The following is a 17,071-nucleotide window of genomic DNA, read 5'->3' as shown; positions in this document are numbered from 1 at the left end:
TCAGCGGTCCTCGACGAGCCGCACGAAGTCGCGTTCGTTGCGTTCGGCGCGGCGCACGTACCAGCGGGCGAGCAGGACCAGCGGGGGGTACAGCCCGAAGCCGAGCACCGCCCACTCCAGGCGGGCGTCCCGGGCGGCGGCGAAGACCAGGGGGAGCGGGCCGACGAGCAGGACGAGGACGGCGAACACGGCGAGTCCGGTGCGCACCTGGATGCGCATCAGGGAGCGGACGTAGGTGTGGCCGAGGGTGGTCTGCTCGTCGATCTCGGTGCGCGGGCGGTAGTGGGCGGGGGAGCGGCGGGTGCGGCGGGGCGGGCCGGTGACGACCACGCGGCGTTCGGTCGGGTCCTGGGGCACGCGTCCTCCCCCTAGCTCGTGGTCCGGCGCATCAGCAGGTCCCGCAGTTCTCGGGCGTGCCGCCGGCTGACCTGGAGTTCCTCGGAGCCGACCAGGACGCTCACGGTGCCCGCGTCGAGCCGGAGCTCGCCGATGTGGCGCAGGGCGACCAGGTGGCGGCGGTGGATGCGGACGAAGCCGCGGGAGCGCCAGCGTTCCTCCAGGGTGGAGAGCGGGATCCGTACGAGGTGGCTGCCCCGGTCGGTGTGCAGGCGGGCGTAGTCGCCCTGGGCCTCGACGTGGGTGATGTCGTCGACGGGGACGAAGCGGGTCACGCCGCCGAGCTCGACGGGTATGTGGTCGGGGTCGGGTTCGTGCACGGGGATGCGCGGGGCGGCGGTGCCGCGCCGGGCGGCGGCGCGCAGTTCGACGACGCGGCGGACCGCCTCGGCCAGGCGTTCCCTGCGGACGGGTTTGAGGACGTAGTCGGCGGCCTTGAGGTCGAAGGCCTGGACGGCGAAGTCCTCGTGGGCGGTGACGAACACGATGAACGGCGGCCGGGCGAACCCGCTGAGCAGCCGGGCCAGGTCGAGTCCGTCGAGGCCGGGCATCTGGATGTCGAGGAAGACGACGTCGATGGCCTCGGGTCCGTCGGGGCCCGACTCCAGGGCGCGGTTGATGCGGCGCAGCGCCTCGGTGGCGTCGCCGGCGCCCTCGGCGCCGGCGACGCGGGGATCGGTGTTCAGCAGGTAGAGCAGTTCCTCCAGTGAGGGGCGTTCGTCGTCGACGGCGAGGGCGCGCAGCATGAAGGTGGAGTGTAGGGGGGTTTCCCACGTCTGGACATGCCCCGGACATGGGCGTTCGCGCTGGATACAGTGCCCGCATGCACAGCAGGCCCGCGTCGTTCGACGAACTCGACCGGAAGATCGTGACCGCGCTGATGGCGAACGCCAGGACGTCCTTCGCCGAGATCGGCGCGGCCGTCGGGCTGTCGTCGACGGCGGTCAAGCGCCGGGTGGACCGGCTGCGCGAGACCGGGGTGATCACCGGGTTCACGGCGACGGTGCGGCCGTCGGCGCTGGGCTGGCGCACCGAGGCGTACGTGGAGGTGTACTGCGAGGGGGCGGCGCCGCCGCGGCGGCTGGCGGAGGTGGTGCGCAACCATCCGGAGATCGCCGCGGCGATGACGGTGACCGGGGGCGCGGACGCGCTGCTGCACGTGCGGGCGCGGGACGTGGAGCACTTCGAGGAGGTGCTGGAGCGGATCCGCCAGGAGCCGTTCATCCGGAAGACGATCAGTGTGATGGTGCTGTCCCATCTGCTGCCGGACAGTCCTGAGGCGGGAGTGAGTCAGCCGGCGCCGGACGGCGCAGCGGACGTGCGCTGAACGGGGGAACCACGCAGCGTTCCTGCGTGAACGCGCAGCTTTTGTTCCTTGTCGCCCGTATCACTCGCTTCCTACCGTGGTCTCACCCCTTGTCGCAACCGCGTGGAAGCGGAGGAACCCCTCTGTGCCCGACTTCCGTGTGGCGTCCCGGCGGCGCTATCTCGTCTGCGAACCCAGACACTTCGCCGTCCGGTACGCGATCAATCCCTGGATGCGTCCCGACCGTCCCGTCGACGTCGCCCTGGCGCAGCGCCAGTGGCGGTCGCTGATCGCCGCCTACCGCGAGCACGGTCATACCGTGGAGAGCGTGACGCCCGAGCCCGGACTGCCCGACATGGTGTTCGCCGCGAACGCGGCGGTCGTCGTGGAGGGCCGCGTCTTCGGCTCCCTGTTCCTGGCGCCCGAGCGGCGCCCGGAGTCCGTGCCGTACGAGGCCTGGTTCAAGGCCGAGGGGTACGACGTCCAGCACCCCGGGTCGGTGTGCGAGGGCGAGGGCGACCTGGTGCCCGCCGGGCGCTGGATCCTCGCCGGCACCGGCTTCCGCACCACTCCCGAGGCGCACCGCGAGGCGCAGGAGTTCTTCGGGGTGCCGGTGATCGGCCTGACGCTGGTGGATCCTTACTTCTACCACCTGGACACGGCGCTGTTCGTGCTGGACGAGGAGAACGTCGCGTACTACCCGGAGGCGTTCTCCCCGGGCAGCCGCGAGGTGCTCGCCCGGCTGTATCCGGACGCGGTGCTCGCGACCCGTGAGGACGCGACGGCGTTCGGGCTGAACTCCGTCTCCGACGGACGCCATGTGTTCATCTCCCCCGGGGCCGCCGCCCTGGCCGCCCGGCTCGCCGACCGCGGTTACGTCCCCGTCCCCGTCGACCTGTCCGAGTTCCACAAGGCGGGCGGGGGCATCAAGTGCTGCACACAGGAGATCCGCTCATGACTGCTGTCGTCCCCGCGCGTACGTCCGCCGAGCTGATCGGCGCGGAGGAGCCGGTCCTCGCGCACAACTACCACCCGCTGCCCGTGGTCGTCGCCCGCGCGGAGGGCGCGTGGGTGGAGGACGTGGAGGGCCGGCGGTACCTCGACATGCTGGCCGGCTATTCGGCGCTCAACTTCGGCCACCGGCATCCGGCGCTGGTCGAGGCGGCGCACCGCCAGCTCGACCGGCTCACGCTGACCTCGCGCGCGTTCCACAACGACCGGCTCGCGGAGTTCGCGGAGCGGCTGGCCGCGCTGACCGGGCTGGACATGGTGCTGCCCATGAACACCGGCGCGGAGGCGGTGGAGAGCGGGATCAAGGTGGCCCGCAAGTGGGCCTACGACGTGAAGGGCGTCCCGGCGGACCGGGCGACGATCGTGGTGGCGGCGGACAACTTCCACGGTCGTACGACGACGATCGTGAGCTTCTCGACCGACGAGGTCGCGCGGGCCGGGTTCGGCCCCTTCACCCCGGGCTTCCGGGTGGTGCCGTACAACGATCTCGCGGCGCTGGAGGCGGCGGTCGACGAGACGACTGCGGCGGTGCTGATCGAGCCGGTCCAGGGCGAGGCGGGCGTGATCGTCCCGGACGACGGCTACCTCACCGGGGTGCGGGAGCTGACGCGCCGCGCGGGGTGCCTGTTCGTCGCGGACGAGATCCAGTCGGGGCTGGGCCGCACCGGCCGCACGCTCGCCGTGGAGCACGAGTCGGTCGTCCCGGACGTGGTGCTGCTCGGCAAGGCGCTGGGCGGCGGCATCGTCCCGGTGTCGGCGGTGGTGGCCCGGCGGGAGGTGCTCGAGGTGCTCCATCCGGGTGAGCACGGGTCGACCTTCGGCGGCAATCCGCTGGCCGCGGCGGTCGGTACGGCCGTGGTGGAGCTGCTGGAGACGGGCGAGTTCCAGCGCCGGGCGGCGGAACTGGGCGTGCTCCTGCGCGAGGGTCTGGAGGCGCTCGTCGGCAAGGGCGTGGTCGGGTTCCGCTCCCGCGGTCTGTGGGCGGGCGTGGACGTCGACCCGGCGCTCGGCACCGGCCGCGAGATCAGCGAACGCCTGATGCGGGAGGGCGTCCTGGTCAAGGACACCCATGGCTCCACCGTCCGCCTGGCCCCGCCGCTGACCGTCACGGCGGAGGAGCTGCAGGGTGCCCTGCGCACCCTGGAGAAGGTCCTGGCCCGGCAGGTCTGAGCCCCCGCCGTCCCCCGCGGAAGGGCCCGGCGGTGGCCCGGCGGGGGACGGCGTATCCCAGGAAGCCCTCATCCCGCCCGAAGGGTGAAGATGGGGACAAGAGGGGATGGACCACTCTCAGCGACAGAGAGGCCGGCCGTGGGCGGACACAAGGAGCAGGACGTTGCCCGGCAAGGGTTCGATGTGGCCGACGCCGTTCCCCTGTTGCTCGATCCGCACGGCATGGTGTCGAGCTGGACCGCCGGGGCCGAGCGGCTGCTGGGGTACCGCGCCGCCGAGGCCGTGGGCCGCAAGTTCGCCGAGCTGCTGGTCCCCGAGGACGCCGAGCGGGTGCCGGACCTGGTCGAGCGGTGCCGCTCGGGCGGCGACTGGGCGGGGTTGCTGACGGCCCGGCACCAGGACGGGCGGCCGGTCGCGGTGATGGTGCGGATCACGCCGACCGTGGAGCCGCGGGGCCGTTCGTCGCTGCTGGTCCTGCTGTCGGAGCTGGCCGACGCGCCCGGCTGGGACATGAGCCGCGCCATGCTGGAGCAGATGGTCACCGGGACGCCGATCGGCATCGCGATCGTGGACACGGAGCTGCGCTTCGTGTGGTCCAACGCCGCGCTCGAACAGTTCGGCGGCGGGCCGGCCGGGCGGCGCCTGGGGCTGCGGTTCGCGGACATCCAGCCGGGGCTGGACGCCGAGGCCGTCGAGGAGCGGATGCGGCACGTCCTGGACACCGGGGAACAGGTGGTCGGCTACGAGCTTGTCGGCCGGGCCCGCTCGGCACCGCTGCGCGAGACCGCGCACGTGCTGTCGTTCACCCGCCTCGACGACGCCCGGGGCCGCCCGAAGGGCGTGTACTACACCGTCGTGGACGTCACCGAGCGGCACCGCGCCCGTCAGCGCCTCGCCCTGCTCGACCGGGCCGGCAAGCACATCGGCCGCTCCCTGGACGTCCTGCGCACCGCGCAGGAACTGGCGGACGTGACCGTGCCGGAACTCGCGGACTACGTTGTCGTGGAGCTGCTGGAGCCGGTGCTGCGCGGCGCCGAGGTCCAGCCGGGCCCGCCCACCGGTTCCGGCCGGGTGCCGCTGTGCCGGGCGGGCGACCGGTCGCTGCACGAGGACCTGCCGCGGGCGGCCGTGGAGACCGGGACGGTCCTGTGGTACCTGGCGGATTCCCCGCCGGTGCGCTGTCTGACCACGGGCCGGTCCTGGCTCCAGGAGCGGCTCGACCCGCTCGCCCTGGCATGGGCCACGCCGCCGGGCGGCCGGGAGTCCACCTTCCTGGAGCTCGGCCTGCGGAGTGCGATGATCGTCCCGGTCCGGGCCCGGGGCGTCACCCTGGGCATCACCGCGTTCTTCCGCCGTCGGCACGACCCCTTCACCGAGGACGACCTCCATCTGGCCGAGGACCTCGTCTCCCGCGCCGCCGTCTGCGTGGACAACGCCCGGCGCTACACCCGCGAGCGGGACGCCGCGCTGGTCCTGCAGCGCAGTCTGCTGCCCCGCCGGCTGCCCGAGCAGGACGCCGTGGAGGTCTCCGCCTGCTACCGCCCGGCGGACGAGCTGACCGGGCTGGGCGGTGACTGGTACGACCTGATCCCGCTGTCCGGCGCCCGTGTCGCCCTGGTCGTCGGCGAGGTGCCGGGGCACGGCATCGACGCCGCCGCGGCCATGGGCCGGCTGCGCACCGCCGTACGGACGCTGGCCGCGATCGACCTGCCGCCCGAGGAGGTGCTCGCCCATCTGGACGACCTGGCGTCCCGGCTGGCACGGGACGAGGGCGACGGGGAGTCCGGGGACTTCCCCGGCCGGTCCGTCGGGTCCGGCTGTCTGTACGTCGTCTACGACCCGGTGACCGGGCAGTGCACGATGGCGGCCGCCGGCCATCCCGCGCCCGCCGTGGTGGCACCCGACGGCACGGTCGCCTTCGTCGACCTCCCGCAGGGACCGGCGCTCGGTGTGGGCGGCCCGCCGTTCGAAGCGGTGGAGCTGACCCTGGCCGAGGGCAGCACGCTCGCCCTGCACACGGACGGTCTGCTGACCGGCGGGAAGCCCTCGCCCGACGGAAGGCCCTCACCTGACGAGACCGACCGCGAACGGCTGCGGCAGGCCCTGCGGGGCAGCGCGACCGCGCTCGAGCCGAGCTGCCGTGCGGTGGTCGACATGCTGGTCCCGGCCAGACCGTACGACGACGTGGCCCTGCTGATGGCCCGTACCAAACGTCTCGCTCCCGGACGGATCGCGGTCTGGGACCTGCCGGCGGACCCGGCGGTCGTGGCCGAGGCCCGCAGGACCAGCACCCGGCAGCTGGCCCGCTGGGGGCTGGACGACCTGGTCTTCACCACGGAGCTGGTCGTCAGCGAACTGGTCACCAACGCCATACGGCACGCCGGCGGCCCCGTGCGGCTGCGGCTGATCCACGAGCGGGCGCTGGTGTGCGAGGTGTTCGACGGCGGCGCCACCGCACCCCATCTCCGGCATCCCCGCGCGATGGACGAGGGCGGGCGCGGGCTGCTGCTGGTCTCGCAGCTCGCCCAGCGGTGGGGCACCCGGTTCGTCCCCGAGGGGAAGATCATCTGGGCGGAGCAGCCACTGACCGAGCCACTGGGGTGAGCCGAGGGCCCATGGCGGAAGCGCCGATCGACTACGCGGCGGTCCCCCGGGCACGGGCCGGCGTCGGCCAGGGGGGCGGGCCGGCCGTACAGCGCGCCGAGCGCCGCCTCCCGGGTGGCGCCACCGGCGGCACGGCGCCGGCCGTCGTACGGCCGCGGGCGGGTCAGGGGCCGGTGCGCTCCCGGTCGAGGCGTGCGGTGTGTTCCACGTTGCGCCGGTCCTCCGGGTCGTCGCTGGGCGCGCCGGCGAACCAGGCGTCGAGGATCTCCGTCAGCAGCGGCCCGGACGTCAGCCGCAGGCCGATCGCCAGCACGTTGGCGTCGTTCCAGCGGCGCGCGCCGTCCGCCGTGTAGGCGTCCGTGCACAGGGCGGCCCGGACACCGGGCACCTTGTTCGCGGCGATCGAGGCGCCGGTGCCGGTCCAGCAGCACACCACCGCCTGGTCGGCGGTGCCTGCGGCGACCTCACGGGCCGCCGCCTCCGAGCAGACGGCCCATCGCGGATCGTCCCCGGGGTTCAGGGCGCCGTGCGCGCGTACCTCGTGGCCGCGCTCGCGGAGTTCGGCGAGGAGGGCGCGGGCCACGGGTTCGTCCATGTCGGAGGAGACGGAGATCCGCATGCGTCCGAGCCTACTCGGCCGGCCGTCCGGCACGGTGCCTTCCGGTCGCGTCGAACCTGATGCCGGGCCGCACCGCCCGCGCCTAGACTGGCACCCCGCGACGTGCCGGACGGCCTGCCGGGACGCGGCGGTACCGCCCGTCCGCCGGAGTCGAGGAGCGTGTCCTTGTTCTACCACCTGCTCAAGTACGTGCTGCTGGGCCCGCTGCTGCGTCTGGTCTTCCGGCCGCGCATAGAGGGCCTGGAGCACGTGCCGTCGTCCGGCGCCGCCATCGTCGCGGGGAACCACCTGTCGTTCTCGGACCACTTCCTGATGCCGGCCGTGCTCAAGCGGCGCATCACCTTCCTCGCCAAGGCCGAGTACTTCACCGGCCCCGGCCTCAAGGGCCGGCTGACGGCGTTCTTCTTCCGCAGCGCGGGGCAGATCCCCGTGGACCGCTCCGGCAAGGAGGCCGGGCAGGCCGCCATCCGGGAGGGCCTCGGCGTGCTGGGCAAGGGAGAACTGCTGGGCATCTACCCGGAGGGCACGCGTTCGCACGACGGCCGCCTCTACAAGGGCAAGGTCGGTGTCGCGGTGATGGCCCTCAAGGCGGGCGTCCCGGTGATCCCCTGCGCGATGATCGGCACGTTCGAGGCCCAGCCGCCCGGCAGGAAGATCCCCCGGATCCACCCGGTGGTGATCCGTTTCGGCAAGCCGCTGGACTTCTCGCGCTACGCGGGGATGGAGAACGAGAAGGCGGTCCTGCGCGCCGCCACCGACGAGCTCATGTACGCCATCCTCACCCTGTCCGGGCAGGAGTACGTCGACCAGTACGCGGCCGTCGCCAAGGCCCAGGACGCCGAGCGCGGGGCGGACAAGCGCCGCTTCCCGCGCATGCCGCTGGGCTGATCCCGGTGCGCGCACGGGCGAGGGGCGGCCGGGGAGTTCCGGCCGCCCCTCGTGCCGTACGGCGTGGGTGTTACGGCTTCGGCGTGGCGTGCGGTGCGCAGGTCACGTCGGACCGGTCCACCTCGCCGGTGAGCAGGTAGGTGTCCACCCGGTCGTTGACGCAGGGGTTGACCAGGCCGGTGACGCCGTGGGACCCGGCGTCCCGCTCGGTGATGAGGCGGGATCCCCTGAGCCGCTGGTGCAGTTCGACGGCGCCCGCGTACGGGGTGGCCGCGTCGCGTTCGGACTGGACGATCAGCACCGGCGGCAGCCCCTTGCCGGACCGGACGTCGACGGGCGTCTGCTGCTTGACCGGCCAGGTGGCGCAGGGCAGGTTCATCCAGGCGTTGGCCCAGGTCATGAACGGGTGGTCCCGGTGCAGCCGGGTGTTGTCGCGGTCCCATGTGCGCCAGTCGGCGGGCCACTTGGCGTCGGTGCACTCCACGGCCGTGTAGACGGCGTTGCCGTTCTCCGAGGCCGCGTTGCCCGCCGTGTCGGAGGGGTCGGGGGCGGCGGCGTCGACGAGCGCCTGGGTGTCGCCGGCGACGTACTGGCTGAAGACGGCCGCCGTGGGGGCCCACGCGGAGTCGTAGTACGGGGCGCTCTGGAAGAAGGAGATCAGCTCGGCCGGGCCGACGACGCCACCGAGGGGGTTCTTCTCGGCGGTGGCGCGCAGTGCGAGCCACTGTTCCTGGACCTCGGCGCGGGTGTCTCCGAGGTGGTAGGTCGCGTCGTTCTTCGCGACCCAGTCCTGCCAGTCCTTCCAGCGGCCCTCGAAGGCGACGTCCTGGTCCAGGTTGGCCTGGTACCAGATCTTCTCGCGGGAGGGGTTGACGACGCTGTCGACGACCATGCGGCGGACGTGGCCCGGGAAGAGGGTGGCGTAGACGGCGCCGAGGTAGGTGCCGTAGGAGACGCCGAGGAAGTTGAGCTTCTTCTCGCCGAGGGCGGCGCGGATGACATCGAGGTCGCGCGCGGTGTTCGGCGTGGTCATGTGCGGCAGCATCTCGCCGCTGCGCTCGTGACAGCCCTCGGCGTACTCGCGGGCGAGCTTGCGCTGGGCCCGCTTGTCGGCCTCGGAGCGGGGCACCGGGTCCATCTTGGGCGCCTTGACGAACTCCTGCGGGTCGGCGCAGGAGATGGGCGCGGACTTGCCGACGCCGCGCGGGTCGAAGCCCACGAAGTCGTATGCCTTGGCCGTGGCGGCCCAGACCGGGTTCTTGGCGGTGACCCGGGCCGGGAAGCGCAGGCCGGAACCGCCGGGGCCGCCCGGGTTGTACAGGAGCGCGCCCTGGCGTTCGCTCTTGGTGCCGGTGTTGCCGACGCGGTCGACGGCGAGCTTGATCTGCTTGCCGTACGGCTTGGCGTAGTCCATCGGCACCGAGACCCAGCCGCACTGGATCGGTTCGGCCAGGTTCCAGTCGGCGGGGCAGTCCTGCCAGTCGATGCCGGTCCGCGCGGCCCGGGCGGCGGCGATCGCCACGCCCCTGGCCTCGCGGTCCTTGCCGTGGTGGGTGTCCGCCGTCGCGCTCGCCGTGGGCGCCGCGACGGCGCCGGCTATGAGCGTCGCCGTGACGAGCACTCCGGCCGAACCGAGCGCTGCCGCCCGCCTCTTCGGTCCGCTGTCCCTCAAGTGGGGCCTCCCCCTGCGTTGTTGCGATGGGCAGGGGGATCCTCGCTGCTGTGAGGTGGCTGGGAACAGGGTTCGAGGCCGTTCTTTGCCAATCCGATAACCGGGTACTGACGCTCCATCAATCGGACGCGCCTTCAGCGGGCCGAGATCTTCCGGCCCGTCCGGCGTCGGGGACGGGGCCGTTCAGGCCGAAGGGGGACGGGGCGCGGCCCCCGGGGCGACCACCACCCGTCAGGTGTCCGCGCGGGCGGAACCCATGGCCGTCAACGCCCGCATCCCCTCTCCCAGCGTCCGCTCGGAGATCCCCCCGAAGAGCGCCATCTGAGTGGCGAACCCCTGCACGAGCGCGATCATCGCCCGCGCCACCGCGTCAGTGTCGGCGTCGGCGGGCATCAGACCGGCGTCCTGATACCCCTCGGCCACCCTCCCCCAGGCCCTGCGGACGTTGTCGTACCCCTCCCTCAGCACGGCCGCCAGCTCGGGACTGCGCGTGGTCTCCGTCCACACCTGGATCATCAGTCGCGGGAACATCCACTCGCCTCCGTCCAGGGTGGCCGGCCGCTGCTCCCTCATCCGGGTCAGGGCCTGCGGGACGAGCACGTCCGGGGTGGGCGGCGGGCTCTCCTGGGCGGCCTGTTCGAGGATGCCGCGCACCGTGTCGAGCACCTCGGTCACGATCGCGGTGATCAGCTCGTCCTTCCCCCGGAAGTACCGGTAGACGGCGCCCGCGGAGAGGTCCGTCTCCTTGAGCACGTCCTGCATCGAGGTGGCGTGGAAGCCGTTGCGGGCGAAGCAGGAGGCGGCGCCGTCGAGGATCTGGCGGCGGCGGGCGTCGAGGTGTTCCTGGGATACGCGGGCCATGACCGAAATCTAAAACGAACATTCCTTCTTGACAAGGAGCGGGCCGCGCGGGACGGTGGCCATGAACTTAAAACGAACGATCCTTCTTTATGACCGCCGGAGTCCTCATGCCCCCTTCGACCCTGTCACCGCGTCGTCGCGTCGCCGCCGTGACGCTGCTGATCCCCGTCCTGGTGGCGCTGGCACTCTGGGCCTTCGCCTGGCCCGCGTCCCGTACGGCACCCCGCGACCTGCCGCTCGGCGTGGCCGGCCCCGCCGCCGCGACCGCGCCGGTGGAGCAGCGGCTGGAGCACCGAAAGGGCGCCTTCGACCTCCACCACTACGCGGACGAGGCCGCCGCCCGGGAAGCGGTCGAGGACCGCGAGGTGTACGGCGCGGTCGTCGTCACCGGGCAGGGGCCGAAACTGCTCACCGCGTCCGCCGCGAGTCCGGTCGTGGCCCAGCTGCTGCAGCAGGCGGTGACCTCTCAGGCCTCCGCCCCGGGCGGTCAGGTCGCCACCGTGGACGTGGTGCCCGCCCCCGAGGAGGACCCGCGCGGCGCGGTCCTGAACACGAGCGTGCTGCCGCTGGCCCTGGCCGGGATCGGCGCCGGTGCCGCGGTGACGCTGCTGGGGCTGCGCGGCGCCCGCGCGGTGGCCGCACTGGCCGGTTCCGCCGCCCTGGTCGGCGTGGTGACCGCGGCACTGGCGCACGACTGGCTGGACGCCGTTCCGGGGAACCGGTGGGCGGTGGCCGGCACGTTCGCGCTGGCCGCGCTGGCCACGAGTGCGGCCGTCGCCGGACTCGCGGCGCTGATCGGACGGGCGGGCATCGCGCTCGGCGGCTTTGTGATCATGTTGATCGGCAACCCCTTCTCAGGGGCGTCCTCGGCGCCGGAGATGCTGCCCGAGCCGGCCGGGGCGATCGGCCAGTGGCTGCCGCCGGGGGCGGGCGTGTCGCTGCTGCGCTCGGTGTCCTTCTTCGACGGCGCGGCGGCGGCCGGCCCCGCCCTGACGCTGACCTGGTGGGCAGCGCTGGGTCTGGGCGCCGTGCTCCTGGGCCGCGCGCTGAGGGAGCGTACGGGGAACGCGGCACCCGCCACCGAGCCCGGCCCGGCCCTGGTCGGCTGACCGGCCACCCGAGGGCCGCCCCGGCCGCACGGAAGGACCGCGCGCCCCCGCCGCACCGGACGGGGGCGCGCGGTCCTGTCGTGGGGTCTACGAGCCCGCGGTCCCCCGGTGCTCCGCCGCGATGCCGAAGCGCTGCCGTTCGCGGGGAGCGGACGCGACCTCGCGGACACCGGCCACCGTGCTGATCACCTGCTCCTCGGCCGACTCCGGCGCCTTCCCGAGCTCTTCGAGTCGTCGCAGGTCATCGGCGGAGACGAGGGCGACGAGGGGTTTGCCGTGCCGGGTCACGACGACGCGCTCACCGCCGTACACCACACGGTTGATGAGGTCGGCGAGCTCAGCCCTGGCTTGGGTAACCGGAATCTCGTAGGCCATGAACCCATCATAACGTCACGTACGTCCTGTACATTTTTTACAGAGACAACCAGGCAGGAGGGGCTCTCATGACCCGACCGTCCGCCCGCCACGTCCTCCCCGAGTTCACCGAACGCACGGCATCGGGGAACCGGACGACGGACCCCTACTCGAAGCTGCTCGAGGAGCGGATCGTCATCCTCGGGACACAGATCGACGAGATCTCCGCGAACGACGTGATGGCGCAGTTCATGTACCTGGAACACCACTCCCCCGACCGGGACGTCTCGCTCTACGTCAACTCCCCCGGCGGCTCCTTCCACGCCATGTCGGCGATCTACGACACGCTGCGCTACGTCTCCTGCGACGTGCAGACGATCTGCCTGGGCCGGGCGGAGGGCGCCGCCGCACTGCTGCTGGCCGCCGGCACCCCGGGCAAGCGACTGCTGCTGCCCGGCTCCCGTCTGGTGCTCCGTCAGCCCTCCCTTCCGGAGCCGGTCGAGGGACAGGCCGGCGACCTGGCGATCCAGGCCGAGGAGTTGACCCGTGTCCGGTCGCGGATGGAGGAGATCCTGGTCCGGCACACGGGCCGCACCCCGGAGCAGGTCCGGGCGGACATCGAGCGGGACAAGGTCCTCGACGCGCGGGCGGCGGTGGAGTACGGCCTGGCGGACCGGATCGTGCCCGGCCGCAGGAGCCTGTCCCCCGCCTCCGGCGCGAGGTGAGCCGCGGATGCTGCCACCGGAACTGCCGCCGCTGCCCGCGCTGACCCGCGCGGAGGCCGAGCTGATCGACCGTTACCTCGAGGCCGTCGACCTGCTCGGCCGGGTCAACCCGGCCCTGGGCGGTGACACCTACCGCGGACTGCGCGCGGCTCAGGCACTGGTCGGCAAGGCGGTCGCGCTGCGCGACGCGCTGACCCTGATGCACCGGCGCGGCGAGAGCGAACTGCACTCCGGCACGCTGGCCCGGGCCCTGCGCGTGCTGGACGGCGAACGGCGCACGGCCAGGGTCACCCTGCCACCGGCCCCCGGCAGTTGACATCCATGACCCCCGGACGGCGGCCCCGGGCGACGGTGTGCCCCGGCCGGGGTTGAAACGGACCAAACGGCGTACCCCCGTCCGGCGTAGACGAACCTGTTGTTTTCGGGTGCCCGAAGTTGCGCAACGCGCGTACCGCACGGCCGGAACGGCGCTTTCCCTCCCTGGTCCGCGGCTCCCTCCGGCCCTCGACGGGGGCCCGAACACGGAGGCGTCCACCCGAACGGGTGATTGGTGAGTAACAACACAAACCCCACGTTCCGTTGGGATTTCGATCGCGCCATGAGCCAAGATCCCTGACTGACGACAAGACCCCGCCGCCGCGGCGGGGCGATCTGGGCGGACGCCGAGTCCTGCCGCCGCCCGGATGACCGGTCGACAGGAGTGGATCGGCAGGAGTGGAGGACCCAAGCACGACGGGCCGCCGGGACGTCAGTTCCGAGCAGTCCTTGGGGTGAAGCCGCACATGTGCGGCCGGGCCACTTCGCCAGCCCGAATCCGACAGGTCATCCTTCACAGGCGGCTGACGAAGGGTTGCGCATGACTGCGCTCAATCGTGTCCCGTCTCTCATGGCCCGGGCCGGCACGGCCTCGGCCCTCACCCTGGCCGCCGTGGGCGGCTCCGTCGTGGTCCCCGGCGCCGCCTCGGAGGCGGCCGCCGCGAGCTCCGCCGCCAAGGCGCTGAGCGTCGCCGCCTCCAAGAAGGGCTCGCCCTACCAGTGGGGCGCCACGGGACCGTACAGGTTCGACTGCTCGGGTCTGACGCTGTACTCGTTCAAGAAGGCGGGCAAGAAACTGCCCCGCACCGCCGCCCAGCAGTACAACAAGACGCGCCACATCTCCGCCGGGAACCGCAGGGCGGGAGACCTGGTGTTCTTCCATTCGGGCGGCTACGTCTACCACGTCGGCATCTACGCGGGTAAGGGCAAGATCTGGCACGCCCCGAAGACCGGGGACGTGGTGCGTCTGCAGAAGATCTGGACCCGCAGCGTCTCGTACGGCCGGGTGAGGTGACCCCGGGGGCGGCGGTGCCCCCGGGGCACCGCCGCCCGGCTACTGCTCCTGCTGCCCGGCCGCCGTGACCGCCCCGGCGGCCCGGACGGTCCACGGGAGTTCGACCGACACGGTCTTGCCGCCCTCGCACGTGGGGCGGATCCTGAGCCTGCCGCCGCATTCCACGGTCAGCCAGCGGATGATGACCAGCCCGCGGCCGTTGTCCTGCTGGACCGCCGCGGGCAGCCGCTTGGGGAACCGCGGGTGGCTGTCCGTGACACCGATGTGCACCCGTTCGTCACGGACCAGGACGACGTCCACGGTGAACGTGGGCGACTGCCCGAACGTGTGCTGCACCGCGTTGGTGGCGAGTTCGGAGACGATCAGCCGGACGGTGTCGCACAGTTCCGCGTCCGCCGGCATGCCCCATTCCCTCAGCGTGCCCACCACATGGGCACGGGCGGCCGAGACCGAGGCGGGATCGCTCGGCAGAGTGACGGATGCTTCCAGATGGTCTGCCATGGCGACGTCGTCCCTTTCCCACGGGACCGCAGTCCGACACGGAGCGGATGGTTCGAGTACGGTCCCGCACTGGTGCTTCGCCGCCAGACTGCCATCCCCGCACGGCGCGGGGCGGCGATCCGCCAAGATGTGCATATATCTGTCGCTCAAAACGGTGAACTCTGCGACGGGAGACCGTATCCGGGCGGCTCGGAAGGAGTAAGGAGAAGTCCATGCAGCACGGTCCCGCGGTGCGCCGCCGGAAACTGGGCGCCGAACTGCGCGCACTGCGCACCTCGGCGGGACTCACCAGCGGTGAGGCGGCCCGCCTCGCGGGCTGGCACCAGTCGAAGGTGAGCCGGATCGAGACGGGCACGAGCGGGGTGAAACCGGCCGACGTGCGGTTACTGCTCGACGTCTACGGCGTGGCCGACCCGCAGTTGCGGGAGTTGCTGCTGGTGCTGTCGGGCTCCGGCGACGGCGACGGACGGCACCACTGGTGGCACGCCTACCGGGGCGTACTGCCGCCGACCTACCGGGACTTCATCAGCCTGGAGTCGCAGGCCAGCGCGATGCGCACCCTGGAGACCACGGTGATCCCGGGGCTGCTGCAGACTCCGGAGTACGCGCGCGCCGTGACGGAGGCGGCCCTGGAGGACGCGTCGGAGGAGCGCCTGGACGCGCTGGTGGAGGTGCGGCTGGCCCGGCAGGACGTGCTGCGGGCGACACCGCCGCTGGAGCTGAGCGCGGTCCTGGACGAGGCGGTGCTGCGCCGGGAGGTCGGCGGTCCGGATGTGATGGCACGTCAGCTCGACCGGCTGGTCGAGGCGGCCCGGCTGCCCCAAGTGCGGTTGCAGGTCCTTCCGTTCAGTGCCGGCGCGCACATCGGCGTGACCGGTCCTTTCGTAATCTTTTCATTTTCGCGCACTTCTGATCTGGACGTGGTTGTTCTCGACCACTTGACGAGTAGCCTCCACTTGGAGCGGAAAGAAGACCTCCGGGTGTACTCGGAGGCCTTCGACGCCCTCTCGATCCACGCCCTTTCACCCGAGGACTCGTTGGATTTCATCGCCGGCACAGCCGTCGGCGCGTAAGGAGGCACGATGCCCGTACCGCCTCGGACCATCCCTTCCGCTCTCGCACTGCACGAGGTGAGGTGGCTGCGCAGCAGCTACAGCACGGGGGCGAACAACTGCGTGGAGACGGCCCGGCCGGCCTCCGGCCCCCTGGCCGGACTGCTCGCCGTGCGCGACTCCAAGGCCCCGGACGGACCCGCGCTGCTCTTCTCCCCCGCCAGCTGGACGGAGTTCGTGGCCGCGGTCGGCTGACGACCCGGCCGGTCGGCCCGTCGTCGAGCGACGCACGGCCGTGTCCGCCGACTCATGGCCGCGTCTCGCCGATCACCCGTACAGCGCGTTCGATCTCCGCCCCGGACAGGTCCGCGCGGGCGGTCAGTCTGAGCCGTGAGACACCGTCGGGCACGGAAGGAGGACGGAAGCAGCCCACGGACAGGCCGGCCGCCCGGCAGTCGGCCGCCCATCGCACGGCCCGCTCCGGGGAAGGGGCACGCACGGAGACGACCGCGGCGTCCGGACGCACCGCTTCCAGACCCGCGGCCGTCAGCCGGGAGTGCAGTTCCCGCGCCACCTCGCCCGCCCGCGCCGCGCGCCCGGGTTCACGGCGCAGCAGCCGCAGGGCCGCCAGGGCCGCCCCCGCCGCGGCGGGGGCGAGTCCTGTGTCGAAGATGAACGTACGGGCCGTGTCGACCAGGTGCTCGATCACCCGGGCCGGGCCGAGCACCGCTCCGCCCTGACTGCCGAGCGACTTGGACAGCGTCACCGTCACGACGACGTCGTCGGCGCCCGCCAGCCCCGCCGCGTACGGGGCCCCACGTCCGCCGTCGCCGAGCACACCGAGACCGTGCGCGTCGTCGAGCACCAGACCCGCGCCGTGCTCCCGGCACGCCGCGGCGAGCCCGGTGAGCGGGGCGGCGTCGCCGTCCACCGAGAACACCGTGTCGGACACCGCGACCGCGGGCCCGTCGTGCCCGTCCAGCGCCTTGCGCACGGCGTCGGGATCGGAGTGCGCCACCACCTGTGTCGTACCGCGGGCGAGCCGGCAGCCGTCGATCAGCGAGGCGTGGTTGCCCGCGTCGGAGACGATCCTGGAGCCGTGCGGGGCCAGCGCGGTGACGGCGGCGAGGTTGGCCGCGTAGCCGGAGGAGAAGACCAGGGCCGCCTCGAAGCCGCAGAAGGCGGCCAGTTCGCGTTCCAGTTCGGTGTGGAGCCCGGTGGTGCCGGTGACGAGCCGGGAGCCCGTCGCCCCGCCGCCCCAGGTCCGCGCGGCCCGCGCGGCACCCTCGGTGACCTCCGGATGCCGGGCCAGGCCCAGGTAGTCGTTGCTCGCCAGATCGAGCAGCGGCGTGCCGGCGGCCCGGGGACGCAGGGTGCGTACGAGTCCGGCCCGGCGGCGCAGCTCCGCCTGTTCGTCGATCCAGCCGAACGCCATGGGTCCTCCGGGTTTTTGTAGGCAGTGCACAGACATTA

The 17,071-nt window shown here is 72.6% G+C and carries 19 protein-coding genes and 1 riboswitch; of the genes, 11 read left to right on the top strand and 8 right to left on the bottom strand.

Going from position 1 to position 17,071, the window contains the following annotated elements:
- Window positions 1–357 (bottom strand): hypothetical protein, encoded by a 357-nt coding sequence (locus tag IH50_RS0123140; RefSeq protein WP_030865499.1) that lies wholly within the window; start codon window positions 355–357, stop codon window positions 1–3.
- Window positions 358–368: 11 nt separating this feature from the next.
- A complete protein-coding gene (locus IH50_RS0123135) occupies window positions 369–1,142 on the bottom strand; it encodes a LytR/AlgR family response regulator transcription factor (protein ID WP_030865496.1) in 774 nt (257 codons plus the stop codon).
- A 77-nt stretch (window positions 1,143–1,219) separates the two neighbouring features.
- Here IH50_RS0123135 and IH50_RS0123130 point away from each other — a divergent pair, with 77 nt between their 5' ends.
- The 4 genes from IH50_RS0123130 (at window position 1,220) to IH50_RS0123115 (ending at window position 6,487) form a co-directional block, all read left to right on the top strand.
- Entirely contained in the window at window positions 1,220–1,723 is a 504-nt protein-coding gene (locus IH50_RS0123130; RefSeq protein ID WP_030865494.1) for an Lrp/AsnC family transcriptional regulator, read from the top strand.
- A gap of 124 nt (window positions 1,724–1,847) precedes the next feature.
- Complete coding sequence (ddaH, locus tag IH50_RS0123125) at window positions 1,848–2,660, top strand: dimethylargininase (protein WP_030865492.1); 813 nt, start codon at window positions 1,848–1,850, stop codon at window positions 2,658–2,660.
- The gene (gene rocD / locus IH50_RS0123120) at window positions 2,657–3,883 is read left to right on the top strand and encodes an ornithine--oxo-acid transaminase (protein ID WP_030865490.1); all 1,227 of its coding nucleotides are present in this window, start codon (window positions 2,657–2,659) and stop codon (window positions 3,881–3,883) included. Before ddaH ends, rocD begins: the two co-directional genes overlap by 4 nt.
- 138 nt (window positions 3,884–4,021) lie before the next feature.
- Window positions 4,022–6,487, top strand: a complete 2,466-nt coding sequence (locus tag IH50_RS0123115) for a SpoIIE family protein phosphatase (protein ID WP_030865488.1) — start codon at window positions 4,022–4,024, stop codon at window positions 6,485–6,487.
- 163 nt (window positions 6,488–6,650) lie between these two features.
- Here the strand turns inward: IH50_RS0123115 and IH50_RS0123110 are convergent, their stop codons facing one another.
- Window positions 6,651–7,106 carry an RpiB/LacA/LacB family sugar-phosphate isomerase gene (locus IH50_RS0123110; protein WP_030865486.1) on the bottom strand — a complete coding sequence of 152 codons (456 nt, stop codon included), beginning with the start codon at window positions 7,104–7,106 and terminating at the stop codon, window positions 6,651–6,653.
- A 165-nt stretch (window positions 7,107–7,271) separates the two neighbouring features.
- Here IH50_RS0123110 and IH50_RS0123105 point away from each other — a divergent pair, with 165 nt between their 5' ends.
- Entirely contained in the window at window positions 7,272–7,994 is a 723-nt protein-coding gene (locus tag IH50_RS0123105; RefSeq protein ID WP_030865484.1) for a lysophospholipid acyltransferase family protein, read from the top strand.
- Window positions 7,995–8,064: 70 nt separating this feature from the next.
- Here the strand turns inward: IH50_RS0123105 and IH50_RS0123100 are convergent, their stop codons facing one another.
- Window positions 8,065–9,666: an alpha/beta hydrolase gene (locus IH50_RS0123100; protein ID WP_030865481.1), complete on the bottom strand. Its 1,602-nt coding sequence runs from the start codon at window positions 9,664–9,666 to the stop codon at window positions 8,065–8,067.
- Between the two features lie 231 nt (window positions 9,667–9,897).
- Window positions 9,898–10,527 (bottom strand): TetR/AcrR family transcriptional regulator, encoded by a 630-nt coding sequence (locus tag IH50_RS0123095; RefSeq protein WP_030865478.1) that lies wholly within the window; start codon window positions 10,525–10,527, stop codon window positions 9,898–9,900.
- Window positions 10,528–10,634: 107 nt separating this feature from the next.
- Here IH50_RS0123095 and IH50_RS0123090 point away from each other — a divergent pair, with 107 nt between their 5' ends.
- On the top strand, window positions 10,635–11,636 hold the full coding sequence (locus tag IH50_RS0123090; protein ID WP_030865475.1) for a membrane protein: 1,002 nt from the start codon (window positions 10,635–10,637) through the stop codon (window positions 11,634–11,636).
- Between the two features lie 87 nt (window positions 11,637–11,723).
- Here IH50_RS0123090 and IH50_RS0123085 read toward each other — a convergent pair whose 3' ends face one another.
- Complete coding sequence (locus IH50_RS0123085) at window positions 11,724–12,011, bottom strand: type II toxin-antitoxin system Phd/YefM family antitoxin (protein ID WP_030865472.1); 288 nt, start codon at window positions 12,009–12,011, stop codon at window positions 11,724–11,726.
- Window positions 12,012–12,079: 68 nt separating this feature from the next.
- Between IH50_RS0123085 and IH50_RS0123080 the strand changes: the two genes are divergently transcribed.
- The 3 genes from IH50_RS0123080 to IH50_RS0123070 all read left to right on the top strand — a co-directional run bounded on the left by IH50_RS0123080 (window position 12,080) and on the right by IH50_RS0123070 (window position 14,045).
- Window positions 12,080–12,715 carry an ATP-dependent Clp protease proteolytic subunit gene (locus IH50_RS0123080; protein ID WP_030865468.1) on the top strand — a complete coding sequence of 212 codons (636 nt, stop codon included), beginning with the start codon at window positions 12,080–12,082 and terminating at the stop codon, window positions 12,713–12,715.
- Window positions 12,716–12,722: 7 nt separating this feature from the next.
- On the top strand, window positions 12,723–13,031 hold the full coding sequence (locus IH50_RS0123075; protein ID WP_030865466.1) for a hypothetical protein: 309 nt from the start codon (window positions 12,723–12,725) through the stop codon (window positions 13,029–13,031).
- A gap of 334 nt (window positions 13,032–13,365) precedes the next feature.
- Window positions 13,366–13,568, top strand: a riboswitch (cyclic di-AMP (ydaO/yuaA leader).
- A 3-nt stretch (window positions 13,569–13,571) separates the two neighbouring features.
- Window positions 13,572–14,045 (top strand): C40 family peptidase, encoded by a 474-nt coding sequence (locus IH50_RS0123070; RefSeq protein ID WP_030865460.1) that lies wholly within the window; start codon window positions 13,572–13,574, stop codon window positions 14,043–14,045.
- Window positions 14,046–14,084: 39 nt separating this feature from the next.
- Here IH50_RS0123070 and IH50_RS0123065 read toward each other — a convergent pair whose 3' ends face one another.
- Entirely contained in the window at window positions 14,085–14,546 is a 462-nt protein-coding gene (locus IH50_RS0123065; protein ID WP_030865458.1) for an ATP-binding protein, read from the bottom strand.
- Window positions 14,547–14,758: 212 nt separating this feature from the next.
- On the opposite strand from IH50_RS0123065, the gene IH50_RS0123060 reads away from it, so the two are divergent.
- Window positions 14,759–15,619, top strand: coding sequence for a helix-turn-helix domain-containing protein (locus IH50_RS0123060; protein ID WP_030865454.1), 861 nt, complete (start codon window positions 14,759–14,761; stop codon window positions 15,617–15,619).
- A gap of 9 nt (window positions 15,620–15,628) precedes the next feature.
- Window positions 15,629–15,853, top strand: coding sequence for a DUF397 domain-containing protein (locus IH50_RS0123055; RefSeq protein WP_030865451.1), 225 nt, complete (start codon window positions 15,629–15,631; stop codon window positions 15,851–15,853).
- A 52-nt stretch (window positions 15,854–15,905) separates the two neighbouring features.
- Here IH50_RS0123055 and IH50_RS0123050 read toward each other — a convergent pair whose 3' ends face one another.
- Window positions 15,906–17,033 (bottom strand): 8-amino-7-oxononanoate synthase, encoded by a 1,128-nt coding sequence (locus tag IH50_RS0123050; protein ID WP_030865449.1) that lies wholly within the window; start codon window positions 17,031–17,033, stop codon window positions 15,906–15,908.
- Window positions 17,034–17,071 lie beyond the last annotated feature (38 nt).

Source organism: Streptomyces sp. NRRL S-37, from assembly GCF_000721605.1.
GTDB lineage: Bacteria > Actinomycetota > Actinomycetes > Streptomycetales > Streptomycetaceae > Streptomyces.
The sequence above is the reverse complement of the archived record's forward strand: the minus strand, read 5'-3'. Positions and strand labels throughout refer to the sequence as shown.